Raw genomic sequence first — 16,891 nt, 5'->3', positions numbered from 1 at the left:
CGCGCTGGCCGGAACGGAAGCGGCAAACGGGATGGCCTCCTGAAAAGTTCAGAGGACTTCATGGCTGGTAATACGATTGGACAGGTTTTCCGCGTCACCACCTTTGGTGAATCGCACGGGCTGGCGCTGGGCTGTATTGTCGACGGCGTGCCGCCCGGCATCCCCCTGACGGAAGCCGATTTGCAGCACGATCTGGATCGCCGCCGTCCCGGCACCTCACGCTACACCACCCAGCGCCGCGAGCCGGACCAGGTCAAAATCCTCTCCGGCGTGTTTGAAGGCGTCACCACCGGCACCAGCATCGGCCTGCTGATTGAAAATACCGACCAGCGCTCGCAGGATTACGGCGCCATCAAAGACGTCTTCCGTCCCGGCCACGCCGACTATACCTATGAACAAAAGTACGGCCTGCGCGACTATCGCGGCGGCGGGCGCTCTTCCGCGCGTGAAACCGCTATGCGTGTGGCGGCGGGCGCTATCGCCAAAAAATACCTCGCCCTGAAGCACGGCGTGAAGGTGCGCGGCTATCTGGCGCAGATTGGCGACGTGGCCTGCGAGCTGAAGGACTGGGATCAGGTGGAACAGAACCCGTTCTTCTGCCCGGATCCGTCAAAAATCGAGGCGCTGGACGAGCTGATGCGCGCGCTGAAGAAAGAGGGCGATTCTATCGGCGCTAAAGTCTCCGTAATGGCAGAGAACGTGCCGGTTGGCCTGGGCGAGCCGGTTTTCGATCGTCTGGACGCGGATCTGGCGCATGCGCTGATGAGCATTAACGCGGTGAAAGGCGTGGAAATCGGCGACGGCTTTGCCGTGGTCAACCAGCGCGGCAGCGAACATCGTGATGAAATTCGCGCGGGCGGCTTTCAGAGCAACCACGCGGGCGGCATTCTGGGCGGCATCAGCAGCGGCCAGCCGATCCTGGCGACGCTGGCGATGAAGCCAACGTCCAGCATTACCGTGCCGGGCAAAACCATTACCCGCACGGGCGAAGAAACGGAAATGATCACCAAAGGCCGTCACGATCCCTGCGTAGGGATCCGCGCCGTGCCGATCGCGGAAGCCATGATGGCGATCGTGCTGATGGATCATTTACTGCGTCATCGCGGACAGAATGCGGACGTGCAGACGAACATTCCACGCTGGTAATCACCATGAAAAAGACGCTGTTCGCGCTTTGCGGCCTGCTGCTCAGCGCTTCCACGCTGGCGGCTACGCCCTGGCAATCGATCCGGCAGCCAATAAGCGGCGCGCCGCACGCTATCGGCTCTTTCGCCAACGGCTGTATCGTCGGCGCGCAGGCGCTGCCGCTTAACGATCCGACCTGGCAGGTGATGCGTCAGGACCAGCGTCGCTTTTATGGTCATCCCGATCTGATCCTGTTTATTCAGCGGCTGGGCGCTCAGGTGCATAATTTGCAGCTGGGCGAAGTGCTGATTGGGGATATGGGCATGGCGGCGGGCGGTCGCTTCAGCAGCGGCCATGCCAGCCACCAGACCGGGCTGGATGTCGATATTTGGTTGCAGTTACCGCAGGCGCGCTGGAGTTCACAAATGCTGCTGAAGCCGCAGCCGCTGGATCTGGTGGCGGCAGACGGGAAAAACGTGGTGGCGCGCCACTGGCAGCCGCAGATCGACAGCCTGATCAAGCTGGCGGCAAAAGATGACGACGTCACGCGTATCTTTGTGAATCCGGCGATTAAAAAACAGCTCTGCGCCGATGCGGGCAGCGATCGCGACTGGCTGCGCAAGGTACGCCCATGGTTCGGCCATCGGGCGCATATGCACGTGCGCCTGCGTTGTCCTACGGACAGCCTGGAGTGCCAGGATCAGCCCGCGCCGCCGCCAGGGGATGGCTGTGGCGCAGAGCTGGCAAGCTGGTTCGCGCCGCCAAAACCTTCCGGCGCGCCGATAAAACGCGAGCCGCCGCCGTTGCCGCCTTCCTGTCAGGCGCTTCTGGATAACCATCAGCTTTAGGAAGAAAAAATGGAATGGTTTGCCGTCAGCCCGCTGCTGCTTGGGCTACTGTTTTGCATCGCCGTGCTGGCCGCTTTTATCGATTCTATCGCCGGCGGCGGCGGGCTGCTGACCGTACCGGCGCTGCTGGCGGCCGGGCTTTCTCCGGCGCAGGCGCTGGCGACCAACAAGCTTCAGTCCGTCGGCGGCTCTTTTTCCGCCAGCCTCTATTTTATCCGGCGCAAGGCGGTGGATCTTAAAGCGCAGCGGCTGAATATCCTGATGGCCTTTATCGGCTCGATTCTCGGCGCGATGCTGATCCAACACATTCAGCCGGGGCTGCTGCGTCAGGTGCTGCCGCTGCTGATTATCTCGATCGGCCTCTATTTTCTGCTGATGCCTAAGATCGGCGAAGAAGATCGCCATCGTCGCCTGCACGGCCTGCCATTTGCGCTGGTGGCGGGCGGCTGCGTCGGCTTTTATGACGGCTTTTTCGGGCCGGGCGCTGGCTCCTTCTATGCGTTGGCCTTCGTCACGCTTTGCGGTTTCAACCTGGCGAAATCTACCGCGCACGCCAAGGTGCTGAATTTGACCTCTAACCTGGGCGGCCTGCTGTTTTTTATTTTCGGCGGCAAAGTGGTGTGGGGCACCGGCCTGATTATGCTGCTCGGCGCCATTTGCGGCGCACGGCTCGGCGCACGGCTGGTGCTGAGCCGGGGACAGCAGCTGATCCGCCCGATGGTGGTCACCGTTTCCATTGTCATGAGCGGGAAGCTGCTCTATGACAGCCACGGCGCAGAGATCGCCGCTTGGTTTCACCATCTGTTTAGCTGAATCTTAATGTTGACGCGTCACAAGACGTGAAATTTTTGCAGAAGAGAACAATGCGTACTCACGACTATTCGCAGCTGATCGAGATTTTCGACCGCTGTTTTTTTGACGATTTTCAGACCCGCCTGGTGAAGGGCGATGACGAACCCATCTACCTGCCCGCCGATGAGGAAGTCAGCTATCACCGCGTGGTGTTCGCCCACGGCTATTACGCCAGCGCGCTGCATGAAATCTCCCACTGGTGTATCGCCGGAGCCGAGCGGCGCAAGCTGGTGGATTTCGGCTACTGGTATTGTCCCGACGGCCGCGACGCCATGACGCAAGGCCAGTTTGAAGCGGTGGAGGTCAAGCCGCAGGCGCTGGAATGGCTGTTTTGTGTAGCGGCGGGCTTTCCCTTCAACGTAAGTTGTGACAATCTCAATGGCGATTTCGAGCCGGACCGCATTGCGTTCCAGCGCAAGGTACACGCGCAGGTAATGGCTCATCTGGAAAAGGGAATTCCGTCACGGCCAGCCCGTTTTATCACCGAACTGGGTCGCTACTACTCAACGCCGCCGCTGACCGCAGCGCAGTTTCCCTGGCCGGAAGATCTCTGACCAGCATGGTAAATAAGGAATTGTATGATTGATGAATTTGAAGCGCGTATCCTGGCCCTGATCGATAACATGGTGGAGAGCGCCAGCGATGACGAGCTGTTCGCCAGCGGCTATCTGCGCGGGCATCTGACGCTGGCCGTGGCCGAAATTGAGCAGTCGGGCGAGCACACGCCGGAAGCGCTGCAAATCCAGGTGCTGAACAGCCTGGAGACGGCGATCCACGCCGGAGAGCTTTCGCCGCGCGACCAGGCGCTGGTGCTGGGCATGTGGGATAATTTGTTCCTGCAGGCGCGCCATCCCTCCTGATCCCTGACGGCGCCGTCGGCAACAAGCAAGGCCGCCGTGATTTTAGCGGCCTGATGCGTCCGGCGTCTCCGGTTTCCAGTCTGCCCTGGGCGGCGTCTCCGGCTACCAGTCTGGCCTGGACGGCATCCCCAATGTTCTGTCTGCTCTACGCGACGTCTCCGGTTTCCTGTCTGCCCTATGGGGCGGCAGCGGCTTTTAGCCTGCCGCCTTCACCGCTTTACCTTTCAGCAGCTTGCGCACCCAGTAGCGATTAGGATGGGTGGCCGCCAGCGTCTGCCTGTCCAGCGGGATCGGTTCGCCGCACAGCTCCGCCGCCAGCGCTTCTGCCGCCAGCGGCGCGCTGCATAATCCCCTGGAGCCTAACGCGCCCAACACAAACAGGCCGCGCCAGAGGGGCGCCGGCTGCGCCGTGGCTTTGTTTTGCGCCAGATCTGCGTATTGCGCCAGCGTTTGCTGATAGTCCGGCAGCGGGCCAATCATCGGCAGATGATCGCGGGTGGCGCAGCGCACGCCGTTGCGGGCGCTGCCTGCGCTAACGTCCACTTCGCGAGGCCATTCCGCCTCCGGCAGACAGCGGAGCAGCCGCTCGCGGTTTTCCTGCTGATCTTCTTCGCGATAGGCGGTAGCGCTGTCGGCGCGATGATAGCTTGCGCCGATACAGTGCTGCTGATTATGCGGATTAACCGGCGTCAGATAGCCGTCGTAGCATAAAACCTGTTTAAGCTGGCCCAGTGCGGGCGTAGTCGGGATATGGCTGACCTGGCCGCTGACGGCATAGGCGGGCAGCTTTTCACTCTGCGGCAGCGCGGTCAGCGCGTGGCCGGTCGCCAGCACCACGTTGCGGTGAGTCTGCGCGGGCCGATCGGCAAAATCGAGCTGCCAGCCCGTCGGTGTTGCGGACAGTGCGGTCAGCCTGTGATGCCAGCTCGTAATCAGCCCCTGCTGCTGCGCCAGCGCAAACAGCGCAGGCGTCAGCTGGGCGGGTGAGAGCCAGCCGCCAGCCGGATAGGTAATGCCGCCAAAGCCGGTTTCCACCCCGCACAGCGCTTCGGCTTCCTGCCTGTCCACACCGCGAGCGATGGTTTCCGGCAGCTGCATGGTCAGCATTTTAGTGATTTTGTCCGCGCTTTTTTCATCCCAGCCCAGCTGGGTAACGCCACACCACTCGTGATCGAACGCGACCGGCAGGCTATCGTAAACACGACGGGCAAAGGTAAATGCGGCCGGAAAAAAGCGCGCCAGCGCCGGATCGTGATGGTTCAGCAGCGGATAAAGCGCGCCCTGGCGGTTGCCGGAAGCGCCCCGGGCCGGTTCGCCGTCGGCGCTGTAGAGCGTGACTTTTTTACCGCGACGCAGCAGCGCCAGCGCCAGCAGCGCGCTGGCCACGCCGCCGCCGATTACCGCAATGTCGTCGCCTTCCGCCGCCGGACGGTGATACCACGGCGCTTCGGCTGGCGCGTCGATAGCGTTCTCCAGCACGCCCGCCAGCATTTCCCGTTTGGGGCCGAAGCCTTTACGCTTGCCGACGGTAAAACCCGCCTCCTGCAATCCGCGCCGCACAAAGCCTGCCGAGGTAAAGGTGGCCAGCGTGCCGCCGGGACGCGCCATTTTCGCCATGCAGGCGAACAGTGCCGGCGTCCACATGTCAGGATTTTTCGACGGCGCAAAGCCATCCAGAAACCAGGCGTCGACCTGATGATTGAGGCTGTCATCGAAGGTCGGGATCAGCTGGTTAATATCGCCGAACCAGAGATCGAGCGTGACGCGACCCTCGGCCAGCAGCAGCCGGTGACAGCCGGGCAGGGCGGCTGGCCACTGTTCGCGCAGCGCGCGCGCGTATGCTGCCAGTTCAGGCCAGCTTTGATGCGCGCTGGCGAGATCGTTGACGCTGAGCGGATACTTTTCACAGCTGATAAAGTGCAGGCGCTGCAAACGAGCCTGCGGCTGCTCGGCGCAAAAGCGCTCGAAAGCCTGCCAGAGCGTTAAAAAATTCAGGCCGGTGCCAAAACCGGTTTCCGCCGTGATAAACAGGTCGCGAGAATGGTGCGCAAAACGGTCGGGCAAGCCGTTGCCGCCAAGAAACACGTGACGCGTTTCCTCCAGGCCGTTTGCGTCGGAAAAATAGACGTCGCCAAAGGTTCGGGATACAGGTGTACCCTGTTCATTCCAGCTTAGTTCTGCATACTCTATTGGGGCGCTGTTCACGGCAAAAGCTCAGTTATCTCGCGGTGCGGCGATTGTAACTCTGGGGGTACGCCTACGCAAATTTACAAAAATCAGGCGCTGGTTGGACTTGTTCGGCTTACAACTGTACGCTAAAGTGCGTGTCGAATCCTAATATAAGTAGTTAACGAGGTATTGAATGAAACGTGCAGTGATTACTGGCCTGGGTATCGTTTCCAGCATTGGTAATAACCAACAGGAAGTCCTTGCATCCCTGCGTGAAGGCCGCTCCGGCATTACCTTCTCTCAGGAGCTGAAAGATTCCGGTATGCGTAGTCACGTCTGGGGCAACGTCAAACTCGATAAAGACGAAATCTCCAGCCTCATCGATCGCAAAACCCTGCGTTTTATGAGTGATGCGTCCATTTATGCCTATATTTCTATGCTGGAAGCGGTAAAAGATTCCGGTTTGACCGTTGAACAATACCAGAACAACCCGCGCGTGGGTCTGGTGGCCGGTTCCGGCGGCGGCTCGCCGATCAACCAGGTGGCCAGCGTTGACGGAATGCGCGCCAAAGGCCTGCGCGGCGTCGGCCCTTATATGGTGACCAAAGCGATGGCGTCCGGCGTTTCCGCTTGCCTGGCGACCCCGTTCAAAATCCACGGCGTAAACTACTCTATCAGCTCCGCCTGCGCGACCTCGGCACACTGCATCGGCAACGCCGTTGAACAGATTCAGCTGGGCAAACAGGATGTGGTATTTGCAGGCGGCGGCGAAGAGCTGTGCTGGGAAATGTCCTGCGAGTTCGATGCGATGGGCGCGCTGTCCACCAAATATAACGAAACGCCGGAAAAAGCGTCCCGTACCTATGACAACAGCCGCGACGGCTTTGTTATCGCAGGCGGCGGCGGCATGGTTGTTGTGGAAGAGCTGGAGCACGCGCTGGCTCGCGGCGCGCACATCTACGCAGAAGTGGTTGGCTACGGCGCCACCTCCGACGGCGCAGACATGGTAGCGCCATCAGGCGAGGGCGCAGCACGCTGTATGCGTCTGGCTATGCACGGCCTGGATACGCCGATTGACTATCTGAACACGCACGGCACCTCTACGCCGGTAGGCGATGTGAAAGAGCTGGGCGCCATCCGCGAAGTCTTCGGCGACAACACGCCGGCGATGTCGGCCACCAAAGCCATGACCGGCCACTCTCTGGGTGCGGCGGGCGTGCAGGAAGCTATTTACTCGCTGCTGATGCTGGAGCACGGCTTTATCGCGCCAAGCATCAACATTGAAGAGCTGGATCCGGCGGCGGAAGGTCTGAACATCGTGACCAAACCAACCGAGCAGCAGCTGACTACCGTGATGTCCAACAGCTTCGGCTTCGGCGGCACCAACGCCACGCTGGTGATGCGCAAGCTGTAATCAGTAAGCAATTTCAAAAAAGGATGCTCCGCAAGGGCATCCTTTTTTTATGGCCGCAGTATGCCGATGTATAAGATAAGCCTCGCCAGGGACAAAAGTTAGCAGCCATGCCGTAAGGCCAGGCGTTAGCGTCAAATACGTTAACCTTCCCACTCCGCCGTAATCACAGAAGCGTTGATAGCCGGATGACCATCAGGCATATCGCCCGGCTGAGGGCGCAGGGACATCCACCGTTTCGCGCGGGCTGAATGGCGAAGGCCGCGTCAGTCAGAAAACGCGTGAGAAAGCGGAAGCCGTTAGCCTGAAAAAACACGGGCCAGCTTTTCCACCGCGCTGACAATCTCTGCTGGCGCCAGGGCGGAAAAACCCAGCAGCCAGCCTTCCTGCCGTGCATCTCCCTGATACAGGGGCGACAGGCGCGGCAGCACCAGGCCTGCCTGCAAAGCCTGACGCGTTAATTTTTTTTCGCCGCCGTCCGGCAGCGTGGCCGTCAGCTGTAGCCCATGCTGGTGGCTCAGCGGATGCAGCCTGTCTCCCAGCTTTGTCGCCAGCTCTGTCAGCAGCAGTTCGCGGCGGCTGCCGTAAAGTTTGCGCATCAGCCGCAGATGCGCCTGAAAATGGCCGCGATCGAGAAAATCCGCCGTCACCGCCTGCATCAGCTGCGCGCTGTGTCCGTCCATCACGCTGCGCATCCGGCAGCAGGCGTCAACCAGCGCGGGCGGCACCGCCAGATAAGCCAGCCGCAGGGAAGGGAACAGCGTTTTGGAAAAGGTGCCGAGGTAGAGCACGCGCCCGGCCTTATCCAGCCCCTGAAGCGCGGGCGCAGGCTGTGCGCCGTAATAAAATTCGCTGTCGTAGTCATCCTCAATCAGCCAGCTACCGTGGGCGCGCGCGTACGCCAGCCAGGCCAGACGACGCGTCAGGCTCATGGTCGCGCCGGTGGGATACTGATGGGATGGGGTCAGGTAGATCAGCTTCGCCGCCGGCCGGTCGGGTATTTTTGCGCCCTCGTCGTCCAGCTCCAGCGTGCCGATGGTCGCGCCCGCGCTGTTAAAAGCATGATAAGCGCCGCGATAGCCCGGCTCTTCCAGCCAGACGGCATCGCCCGTATCGCACAGCAGCATCGCCAGCATCTGCAACGCCTGTTGCGAGCTGGTCAGGATGATAATTTGCCCGGCATCGCAGCGCACGCCGCGCGCCTGAGCAAGATAACGCGCCACCGCTTCACGCAGATCGGCCAGCCCCTGCGGCGCGCCATAGCCCATCATTTTTTCCGGCGTATGGCGCAGCCGCTGCGCCACCAGCCGCCGCCAGATAGCGTGAGGAAAAGCCCGCAGATCCGGCGAACCGGCGGCAAAAGCCAGGGGAAAAAGCGGATCGTCGCAGCCGCCAGAGGCGACAATGTTGCTGCCGCGTGACGAGAGCGCGGGAGCCGCTGTCGATGACGCTGGCGTGGGGCGTCGCGGCGCCGGCAGATCGGCGGCGACGAAAGTGCCTTTGCCGCTGTGCCGCAGCAGGCAGCCTTCGCTTTCCAGCTGCGCATAGGCCGCTTCCACCGTCACTCGGGACAGCGACAGATCGACGGCAAGCAGCCGGGAAGAGGGTAGCCGCTCGCCTTGCCGCAGCGTGCCGTCGGTGATGAGTTGACGCAAGGCGGCGCATAGCCTGTCCCGTCGGGTGCGGGCCTGCTGCGAGGCGAACAGCTGGATTAAGGGCACGTTGGTCAGCGGCATAATGGTCTTATCACCTGATTAAAATGGGTATCCTTTTTAAGGCCGTTTTACCCTATCATCAGGCAGACCTTAAGCAAAGGAGTACACATGATGACCCTGTCCGCCGTTTTACAATTTCCACCGCCTGACGCCGCACGCAGCGAAGCATGGCTACGCGAAAAGCTGGCTTACTACAGCGATGCCTGGGATCTGGCGCAGGATCTCGCCAACGGCATTACAGATATCGTGGTGATCGATACCCGTGCGGCAGAGCAGTATCAGGCCGCGCATATTCCCGGCGCGATAAGCTTTCCTCACCGCACCATGAGCGCAGAAACGCTGGCGGCGCTGGACAGCAGCAAAGTTTACGTGACCTACTGCGACGGCATTGGCTGCAACGGCTCGACCAAAGGCGCATGGAAACTGGCGTCGGCGGGACTGCGGGTTAAAGAGCTGATTGGCGGGCTGGATTTCTGGCTGCGCGACCGTCATCCGGTCGCGCAAGGAGAAGAAGCGGGCAGCTGGCCGCAACAGGATTTACAGGCGTGCGGCTGTTAAGCCTAAAGGAACAGCCACAGCAGAAAAATAAACAGCACCAGCGCGGCAAAAGCGGTTACGGCCGGACGCGTCGCCAGCGGCCTTAGCACCGGCGGCACGTAGCCGGAAATAATCGGCTGCGGATGGATCTCGCTGTCGGCCAGCGGCATCTCCTTCAGCCGTTCGGCCCGCCGCGCAAACAGCAGATTCATCAAATCCTGCGCCTGGGCTGCGGTAAGGATCGCCTGCGGCGGCAGCTGGAAGCGCTGCTGGCTGGCCTCCTCCAGCATGCGCTGCTCTGCATGATCGGAAGGCACCTTCAGCGAGGCGAGAAGCGTATGCAGCGTCGGGGCAGGCTGCTGGCTCAGCGTCTGGCTAACCTGAAGATACTGGGTCAGCAGCGGGAACAGGCGTGAAGGAATGGGATCGCCGCTGTGCAGGTTGACCACCTTCAGCACGGAAGTCCACAGCTTCACCGGCTGTTCGCCGGTAACGGCAGCCAGGCGAGCGACCTGCTGATTGAGCGCGTGGTGCTCCGCCGGCAGCAGCGAGCGATCGGTGACGCGGTTCTGCTGCGGCTGCGGGATCGCCATCTGGCCGTTCTGCAACATGGTCAACACCTGGCGCAGCTGATCGGGATTCAGCGAGCTGAGCACCGTATGACCAAACTGCTGCCGGATAAAATCGCTCACCGCCTGGCGATTATTGCCCGCAGGCAGCAAATCGCTCAGCTGCTGAAACAGCTGTCGGGTGGCGTGCGTGTTCTGCACCTGCGCAAGCCGCGTATTAAGAAACTGCTCCGCCGCCGGAAAATGACGCGCCAGCAGCCCGGCATCGTTCTTCACGCCCACTTCATGACGCAGTCCGGCCCATAGCTCCGGGGCCTTTAGCGAACTGAGCGACATGATTTTGACAATCAGCCTTTCCAGCGTGGTGCGCTGAGCAGGGGTCAGCGGCTGATCGCCCGGTCCGGTTCGGCCGGTATCAGCGACCGTCGCTCGTTCGCCGGGTAATGGCGCGCCTGGGCCATTAAGAGGTTGCATGGCAAAATCCTTAACTCAACACTGTCCGGAAAGCGCCGGAAAAAAGGGGGATTGGCTATGATAACAATCCCGTTACGCGATAGGTAGTAGCGGCGCGCCGCGCGGCGGATTATTTTTCAGGGATCCGCTGTCGCTCGCGCTGTTTTGCCGATCCGCAGCGGCGTACGCAGCCGCTGTGCCAGGATCACGCCGCATAACGTGACGCCGCCGCCGATAAAGTGATAGCTGTGCAGCTTTTCATGCAGAAAAAGCACGGCGATAACTGCTGTAAAGACAGGCGTCAGATTCATAAAAATCGAGGCGGTGCTGGCACCCATGCGCATCACGCCCTGGATCCATAAAAACGGCGCAAGAATAGAAGCCGGAAGCGCGGCAAACAGCACCAGCGGCAGGTTATGCGCGTTCAGCGCCACGTCTTTTGCCAGTAAAAAGCCCGGCAGCAGCAGTATGACGCCAAACACAATCTGCACGTACAGGCTTTGCCAGTTTGGCAGCGGGATCGCCCAGCGACGGGTCAGCACGCCATACAGCGCGTAAGAGGTGGAAGCGGCAAACAGCATCAGCTCGCCCGTGCCCATGCCCTGCGTCAGCAGCCGTTCGGGACTGCCCTGGCTAATCAGCCACACCAGCCCGCCAAAAGAGAGCACGCTGCCGATAAGAATGCCCAGCGTGGGCGCCACTTTCAGCAGCACAATGCTGATCAGCACGGTCAGCAGAGGGATCAGCGAAACCAGAATACCCATCGAAAGCGCGCTGACGCTGTGCGCGGCATAGTAGGCAAGGCTTTGATAAAGCACCATGCCGAGCAGACCCAGCGTCAGCAGCCGCCACCACTGCTGCCTGACCTGCGTCCGGTTGCGCCATACCGCAGGCAGCACGAAGGGCGTCAGCGCCACCAGCGCTATCAGCCAGCGATAAAAGGAAATAGCGGCAGGATCGATAACGTTTGCCGAGACTTTGCTGACGATGGCGTTAAACGACCAGATCAACACCGCCATCAAAGGATAAAGAAAATTCATTGTCGAGCCTGAATCAGTAATAAGAGCCGAGAGTGTACCCGTCTGCGGCTACAAATAAATAACCTTTATTACCGCTGCCTGATTTTTCTCCTGCCTCTTCTCTGCATAGTAAAACGTCACCGCGTAAAACCCTCCAGGCGGAAATAAGAAAAGGCTATGGCAAAACGGCCTGAAGCCTTTTACTCCTTTTTCGGCAACGTCCAGAATTAATTCAGGAAATGACAGTTTTATGACGGCGAAACTGAAAAAAGGAATTTGCACGAGCTAAGCGCTAACGTCCACTACGCTAAGGCAGGAATTACGATGAGTTATTCAGCAAAACCGCCATCCACGCTGGGCGATGGGTTATCCAGTCGCCAGGTCACCATGATTTCCATCGCCGGGATTATCGGCGCCGGTCTGTTTATCGGCTCTGCCAGCGCCATTGCCACCGCAGGGCCGGCTATCTTAATTTCTTATATATTAACGGGTTTTTTGGTGCTGCTGGTGATGAGAATGCTGGGAGAAATGGCGGTTATGCAGCCTGATTCCGGCTCCTTTTCCACCTACGCTTCACGGGCGCTTGGCCCCTGGGCAGGCTTTACCATCGGCTGGCTCTACTGGTGGTTCTGGGTGCTGGTGATCCCGGTGGAGGCGATAGCCGGCGCGAACATCCTTCATACCGCTTTACCCGCCGTGCCCGCCTGGGTTTACACACTCTCTATTATGACTCTGCTGACCTGCACCAATCTTTTCAACGTGAAAAACTTCGGCGAGTTCGAATTCTGGTTTTCCCTGATTAAAGTGGTGGCTATCCTGGCTTTTATCGCGGTGGGCATCGCGGCGGTCGCGGGCTACTGGCCTCTGGCACACGTCAGCGGCGTGTCGCGCCTGTGGGATAGCGGCGGCTTTATGCCACACGGCGGCGGCGCGGTGCTTTCCGGCGTGCTGATCACCATCTTCTCCTTCTTTGGCGCGGAAATCGTGACCATTGCCGCCGCCGAGACAAAGGATCCGGGGCAGCAGATCCGGCGCTCGACTAACCTGGTGGTTTACCGTATTGCCTTGTTCTATCTGCTGTCGATTTTCCTGGTGGTGTCGCTGGTCGCCTGGAACGATCCACAACTGAAAGAACAGGGAACCTTTCAATACGCGCTGAACGTGCTGCATCTGCCGGGCGCGGGTATCCTGGTCAGCTCGGTAGTGTTTATCGCCGTATGCAGCTGCATGAACTCCGGGCTGTATACCGCCTCCCGCATGTTTTACTCGCTGGCGCAGCGTGGTGATGCGCCGCAGGCCGGCGCGCGAATTTCCGCCGGCGGCGTGCCCCGCGTTGCCGTACTCAGCTCAACGCTGGCCGGTTTTGCAGGCTGTTTCGCTAACTACGCTTTTCCCGGCAGGGTTTTCGACTTTCTGCTTTCCACCACCGGCGCCATCGCGCTGCTGGTCTATCTGGTTATCGCCGTTTCCCAGCTGATTATGCGCCGCAGGCTGGAACGCAGCGGCCGGACGCCGGAATTTAAGATGTGGCTGTTTCCGTGGCTGACGCTGTTTACCATCGGCATTATTCTGGTGGTATTGGGCTATATGTTTATTTCGCCCGATTATCGTTATGAAACGCTGATGACCGCCGCCGTGGCCGCTATCGTGCTGATGCTGAGTTTTATTGTCACGCGCAGGCGCACGGCGCAGACGCAAAAAATCGGCAGCGGCAAAATGCAGCCTCGCGAGGTGCAAACGATGCGTTAACGGAGGTTGCTGACAAAATCATCCTCTGTCATCAAGTCGCGTTCAGGCCGGTGAAAAGCAGCGGAGGCCGGAACAACTCGTCCACGGGGGCTCGTTTCGCGCATCCATGCGCGAACGGCTGGCCGTTCAGCCTCTGCTGCTGTGAAGCTGCCGTTTCGCGGCAAAAAATCCAGGCCGTACGAACCCTCTGGCTTTGTCAGCAGTCTGAGCCATTCCTGCGAATGGATTTTTTAATGGCTGCAAGCCGGCTGCGGACTAGCTGCCGGCCCGCTGCGCAAACAGGCGAAAAACAGGGCGAATAACCGGCCGCCGGGCGCTATGCTTGAAGAAAGGTTTTCGCTGTTTAGGCGCCCTCTATCATAAGGCCAGACTATGACCCGGTTTAGTTCACCCGATGCGATCCGCGACGCCTTTTCCAAAGCGATGTCGCTGATGTACCAGCAGGAAGTGCCGCAGTACCGCACGCTGTTGCAGTTAGTGAAAGAGGTGAACGCCCGCTATTTGCAGGCCCATCCCGAGACCTTTGCGGACGCCGACAGCGCGCCGGAGCTGAACCGGCTGGCCGTTGAACGGCACGGCGCTATCCGCCTTGGCAAAGCGCAGGAGCTGGCGACCATGCGCCGACTGTTTGCAGTAATGGGCATGTATCCGGTCAGCTATTACGATCTTTCTGCGGCAGGCGTGCCGGTGCACGCTACCGCTTTTCGCCCCGTCGACGCGCGCTCGCTGCAATATAATCCTTTCCGCGTGTTTACCTCGCTGCTGCGCCTGGAGCTGATCGATGATGACGGACTGAAGCAGAAGGTGAGCCAGATCCTCGACCAGCGGAATATCTTTACGCCGCGTCTGCTGGAACTGCTTGAGATCGGCCATGCTCAGCAAGGCTTAACCGCCGCACAGGCGGATGAGTTTGTCGCCGAAGCGCTGAAAACCTTTCAGTGGCACAGCGAAGCGCAGGTGGACGGGGCAACTTATCAGTCGCTGCTGGATCAGCACCGCCTGATTGCCGACGTGGTTTCTTTTAAAGGGCCGCACATTAACCACCTTACGCCGCGCACGCTGGATATTGACGCCGTGCAGCGGCAGATGCCCGCTTATCAGATCGTGCCGAAAGAGAGCATTGAAGGGCCGCCGCCGCGTCGCGTGCCCATTCTGCTGCGTCAGACCAGCTTTAAGGCGCTGAGCGAAAAAATCACCTTTACCGACAACAGCGAGGGCAGGCACATCGCGCGCTTTGGTGAAATCGAGCAGCGCGGGCTGGCGCTGACGCCCGCAGGCCGTGCGCTTTACGATCGGCTTTTGCAACAGCCGACGGCGGGGGATAAAGCCGCCGGGCTGGCCGCGAACTTTGCCGCTTTCCCGGATGATATGCACGAGCTGCGTCGGCAGAAGCTGGGCTATTTTAGCTATCGGCTGTCGGCGGGCGCGACGCTGCCGGAGCAGGCCAGCCGTGAGCAGCTGCAAAGCCTGATCGACGACGGCACCATAGAGGCCAGGCCAGTGGTTTATGAAGATTTTCTGCCGGTCAGCGCCGCGGGCATTTTCCAGTCGAACCTGGGCAGCGAAAGGGGAGCGGCGGGCAAGGGCCATCCCAATCAGTTGGCTTTTGAGCAGGCGCTGGGCTGCGCGGTTATCGACGAGTTTTCGCTGTATCAACAGCTGGAAGAGGCATCGCTGGCGGCCATTTTCGATCGCCCTTGACCGCGCTCTGTCTTTGACGTGGCTGCCGACTTAAGCCTAAAGTTAGCGCGGCGCACAGGCCGCTTTTCAAGGAGAATTTTATGTATACCCGGCTGGCTATTCTGCTGCTATCCCTGTTTCTCGGTATGGGGAACGTTTATGCAGCCACCACGCAGGAAGTGGATCAGCGTCTGGATTTTCTGTTTGGCTCCCATCAGAAATACCAGGATTTTCTTGGCGAACTGCAACAGGCGGTGGCGGCAAAAGACAAAGCCAAAGTGGCGACAATGATTGCTTATCCGCTTGAGGTCGGTTTAAAAGGGAAAGCGAAAACCTATCGCACTGCGGCAATGTTAAAGAAGCACTACGGCAGCGTATTCACGCCTGATTTAAGCCGCGTCATTATCGCGCAGAAATATGAAGATCTGTTCGCCAGGGATCAGGGCGTAATGGTGGGCGACAGCGGCCAGCTGTGGTTTAGCGAAGTGTGTCAGGACAAAGCCTGTCACAACACCCGCGTGCTGATTACACGCATCAATCAGTAGCCGATAATGCTTCAAGGACTCAATCATTTAACGCTGGCCGTTACGGACTTACGTGTTAGCCTGGCATTTTACCAGCGGCTGGCGGCCTGTCGCAAAAACCCTTATGCAAAAATGATCTTTAAATAGGGCGGCTTGTTGGCTCGCCGCACCACGGGCTTATCCCTTTCCCGGCTTTATGGCAGAATAACGTCCCTCACTGTTACCGAGCAGGAACCCCGATTGTGAAAATTCTCGTTGATGAAAACATGCCCTATGCGCGCGAACTGTTTAGCCGCACGGGCGATGTAGTGGCCGTTCCCGGCCGTCCCGTCCCGCAGACCGAGCTGGATGACGCCGACGGCCTGATGGTGCGCTCCGTGACCAAAGTCAATGCGGAGCTGTTAAACGGCAAGCCGGTAAAATTTGTCGGCACGGCCACGGCAGGCACCGATCATATTGATGAGGCTTTTCTGCAACAACAGGGGATCGCTTTTTCGGCGGCACCGGGCTGTAACGCCATCGCCGTGGTGGAATACGTTTTCTCTGCGCTGCTGTTGCTGGCGGAACGCGACGGCTTCGCGCTGAAAGATCGCACCGTCGGCATTGTCGGCGTCGGCAACGTCGGCGGGCGCCTGCAGGCTCGTCTTGCCGCGCTGGGGATCCGCACCTTGCTTTGCGATCCTCCGCGTGCCGATCGAGGCGACGAAGGGGACTTCCTGCCGCTTTCACAGCTGGTGGCGGAAGCCGATATCCTGACCTTCCACACGCCGCTGTTTAAGCAGGGCGCCTACAAAACGCTGCATCTGGCCGACGAGGCGCTGCTGCGGGCGCTGAAACCCAACGCTATTCTGATCAACGCCTGCCGTGGGCCGGTAGTGGACAATCAGGCGCTGCTGAAGGTGCTGGAAACGCGCCGCGATCTCAGCGTGGTGCTGGACGTGTGGGAGCCGGAGCCGGAGCTTTCCCTGCCGCTGCTGGAAAAAGTGGATATCGCCACCGCCCATATCGCGGGCTACACCCTGGAAGGGAAAGCGCGCGGCACCACCCAGGTATTTGAAGCCTGGACGCAGTTTTTAGGCAACCCGCAGCAGGTGGCGCTGGAAACCCTGCTGCCCGCGCCGGAGTTTGGTCAGATCACGCTGCGCGGCGAACTGGATCAGCCGACGCTGAAAAGACTGGTGCATCTGGTGTATGATGTGCGCCGCGACGACGCGCCGCTGCGAAAAGTGGCGGCCGTACCGGGTGAATTCGATCGCCTGCGTAAAAATTATCTGGAACGTCGCGAATGGTCTTCGCTGCGCGTGCAGTGCAATAGCGAAAGCACCGCGACGCTGCTGTCGGCGCTGGGTTTCAGCGCGTACTGGCAGGCCGATTGCTAAA

16 protein-coding genes and 1 pseudogene are annotated in these 16,891 nt (G+C 59.9%); 13 read left to right on the top strand and 4 right to left on the bottom strand.

Annotation, left to right across the window (positions count from 1 at the left end; translation table 11 throughout):
• Window positions 1-60 precede the first annotated feature (60 nt).
• From aroC to QCD69_RS10495, 5 genes are read left to right on the top strand one after another with little or no spacing between them, the layout of a single operon-like run.
• Window positions 61-1,146: a chorismate synthase gene (aroC, locus tag QCD69_RS10515; protein WP_253459687.1), complete on the top strand. Its 1,086-nt coding sequence runs from the start codon at window positions 61-63 to the stop codon at window positions 1,144-1,146.
• A 5-nt stretch (window positions 1,147-1,151) separates the two neighbouring features.
• The gene (mepA, locus tag QCD69_RS10510) at window positions 1,152-1,973 is read left to right on the top strand and encodes a penicillin-insensitive murein endopeptidase (RefSeq protein WP_301251956.1); all 822 of its coding nucleotides are present in this window, start codon (window positions 1,152-1,154) and stop codon (window positions 1,971-1,973) included.
• Window positions 1,974-1,982: 9 nt separating this feature from the next.
• On the top strand, window positions 1,983-2,786 hold the full coding sequence (locus QCD69_RS10505) for a sulfite exporter TauE/SafE family protein (protein WP_253459691.1): 804 nt from the start codon (window positions 1,983-1,985) through the stop codon (window positions 2,784-2,786).
• A gap of 50 nt (window positions 2,787-2,836) precedes the next feature.
• Complete coding sequence (locus tag QCD69_RS10500) at window positions 2,837-3,379, top strand: elongation factor P hydroxylase (RefSeq protein ID WP_301251954.1); 543 nt, start codon at window positions 2,837-2,839, stop codon at window positions 3,377-3,379.
• A gap of 24 nt (window positions 3,380-3,403) precedes the next feature.
• Window positions 3,404-3,685 carry a YfcL family protein gene (locus QCD69_RS10495; protein WP_125288295.1) on the top strand — a complete coding sequence of 94 codons (282 nt, stop codon included), beginning with the start codon at window positions 3,404-3,406 and terminating at the stop codon, window positions 3,683-3,685.
• A 195-nt stretch (window positions 3,686-3,880) separates the two neighbouring features.
• On the opposite strand, the gene mnmC is transcribed toward QCD69_RS10495, so the two are convergent.
• Window positions 3,881-5,890, bottom strand: coding sequence for a bifunctional tRNA (5-methylaminomethyl-2-thiouridine)(34)-methyltransferase MnmD/FAD-dependent 5-carboxymethylaminomethyl-2-thiouridine(34) oxidoreductase MnmC (gene mnmC, locus QCD69_RS10490; RefSeq protein ID WP_301251952.1), 2,010 nt, complete (start codon window positions 5,888-5,890; stop codon window positions 3,881-3,883).
• Between the two features lie 157 nt (window positions 5,891-6,047).
• On the opposite strand from mnmC, the gene fabB reads away from it, so the two are divergent.
• Together fabB and QCD69_RS22880 are read left to right on the top strand one after the other, a co-directional pair.
• A complete protein-coding gene (fabB, locus tag QCD69_RS10485; protein WP_125288293.1) occupies window positions 6,048-7,268 on the top strand; it encodes a beta-ketoacyl-ACP synthase I in 1,221 nt (406 codons plus the stop codon).
• A gap of 244 nt (window positions 7,269-7,512) precedes the next feature.
• Entirely contained in the window at window positions 7,513-7,605 is a 93-nt protein-coding gene (locus QCD69_RS22880) for a hypothetical protein (RefSeq protein ID WP_440135768.1), read from the top strand.
• Here the strand turns inward: QCD69_RS22880 and pdxR are convergent.
• Window positions 7,565-9,001: a MocR-like pyridoxine biosynthesis transcription factor PdxR gene (pdxR, locus tag QCD69_RS10480; RefSeq protein ID WP_301251950.1), complete on the bottom strand. Its 1,437-nt coding sequence runs from the start codon at window positions 8,999-9,001 to the stop codon at window positions 7,565-7,567. The genes QCD69_RS22880 and pdxR overlap by 41 nt on opposite strands.
• An 87-nt stretch (window positions 9,002-9,088) precedes the next feature.
• On the opposite strand from pdxR, the gene QCD69_RS10475 reads away from it, so the two are divergent.
• Window positions 9,089-9,538, top strand: a complete 450-nt coding sequence (locus tag QCD69_RS10475; RefSeq protein WP_301251948.1) for a rhodanese-like domain-containing protein — start codon at window positions 9,089-9,091, stop codon at window positions 9,536-9,538.
• 2 nt (window positions 9,539-9,540) lie between these two features.
• On the opposite strand, the gene flk is transcribed toward QCD69_RS10475, so the two are convergent.
• Both flk and QCD69_RS10465 read right to left on the bottom strand, forming a co-directional pair.
• Window positions 9,541-10,560 (bottom strand): flagella biosynthesis regulator Flk, encoded by a 1,020-nt coding sequence (gene flk, locus QCD69_RS10470; protein ID WP_253459707.1) that lies wholly within the window; start codon window positions 10,558-10,560, stop codon window positions 9,541-9,543.
• Between the two features lie 116 nt (window positions 10,561-10,676).
• A complete protein-coding gene (locus QCD69_RS10465; RefSeq protein ID WP_253459710.1) occupies window positions 10,677-11,579 on the bottom strand; it encodes a DMT family transporter in 903 nt (300 codons plus the stop codon).
• Between the two features lie 303 nt (window positions 11,580-11,882).
• Here QCD69_RS10465 and QCD69_RS10460 point away from each other — a divergent pair, with 303 nt between their 5' ends.
• From QCD69_RS10460 to pdxB, 5 genes and pseudogenes are all read left to right on the top strand, one after another.
• A complete protein-coding gene (locus QCD69_RS10460) occupies window positions 11,883-13,307 on the top strand; it encodes an amino acid permease (protein WP_253459713.1) in 1,425 nt (474 codons plus the stop codon).
• Between the two features lie 372 nt (window positions 13,308-13,679).
• Window positions 13,680-15,008, top strand: coding sequence for a 2-oxoadipate dioxygenase/decarboxylase HglS (gene hglS, locus QCD69_RS10455; RefSeq protein WP_301251946.1), 1,329 nt, complete (start codon window positions 13,680-13,682; stop codon window positions 15,006-15,008).
• Window positions 15,009-15,088: 80 nt separating this feature from the next.
• Entirely contained in the window at window positions 15,089-15,532 is a 444-nt protein-coding gene (locus QCD69_RS10450; protein ID WP_301251945.1) for a hypothetical protein, read from the top strand.
• Between the two features lie 6 nt (window positions 15,533-15,538).
• Window positions 15,539-15,625: pseudogene (locus tag QCD69_RS22965) on the top strand (glutathione transferase); the annotation flags it as partial.
• A gap of 128 nt (window positions 15,626-15,753) precedes the next feature.
• Window positions 15,754-16,890 (top strand): 4-phosphoerythronate dehydrogenase PdxB, encoded by a 1,137-nt coding sequence (gene pdxB, locus QCD69_RS10445; protein WP_301251944.1) that lies wholly within the window; start codon window positions 15,754-15,756, stop codon window positions 16,888-16,890.
• Window position 16,891 lies beyond the last annotated feature (1 nt).

The organism is Erwinia sp. PsM31, from assembly GCF_030433775.1.
Classification (GTDB): domain Bacteria; phylum Pseudomonadota; class Gammaproteobacteria; order Enterobacterales; family Enterobacteriaceae; genus Erwinia; species Erwinia aeris.
This window is presented reverse-complemented; position numbering and strand designations above follow the sequence as displayed.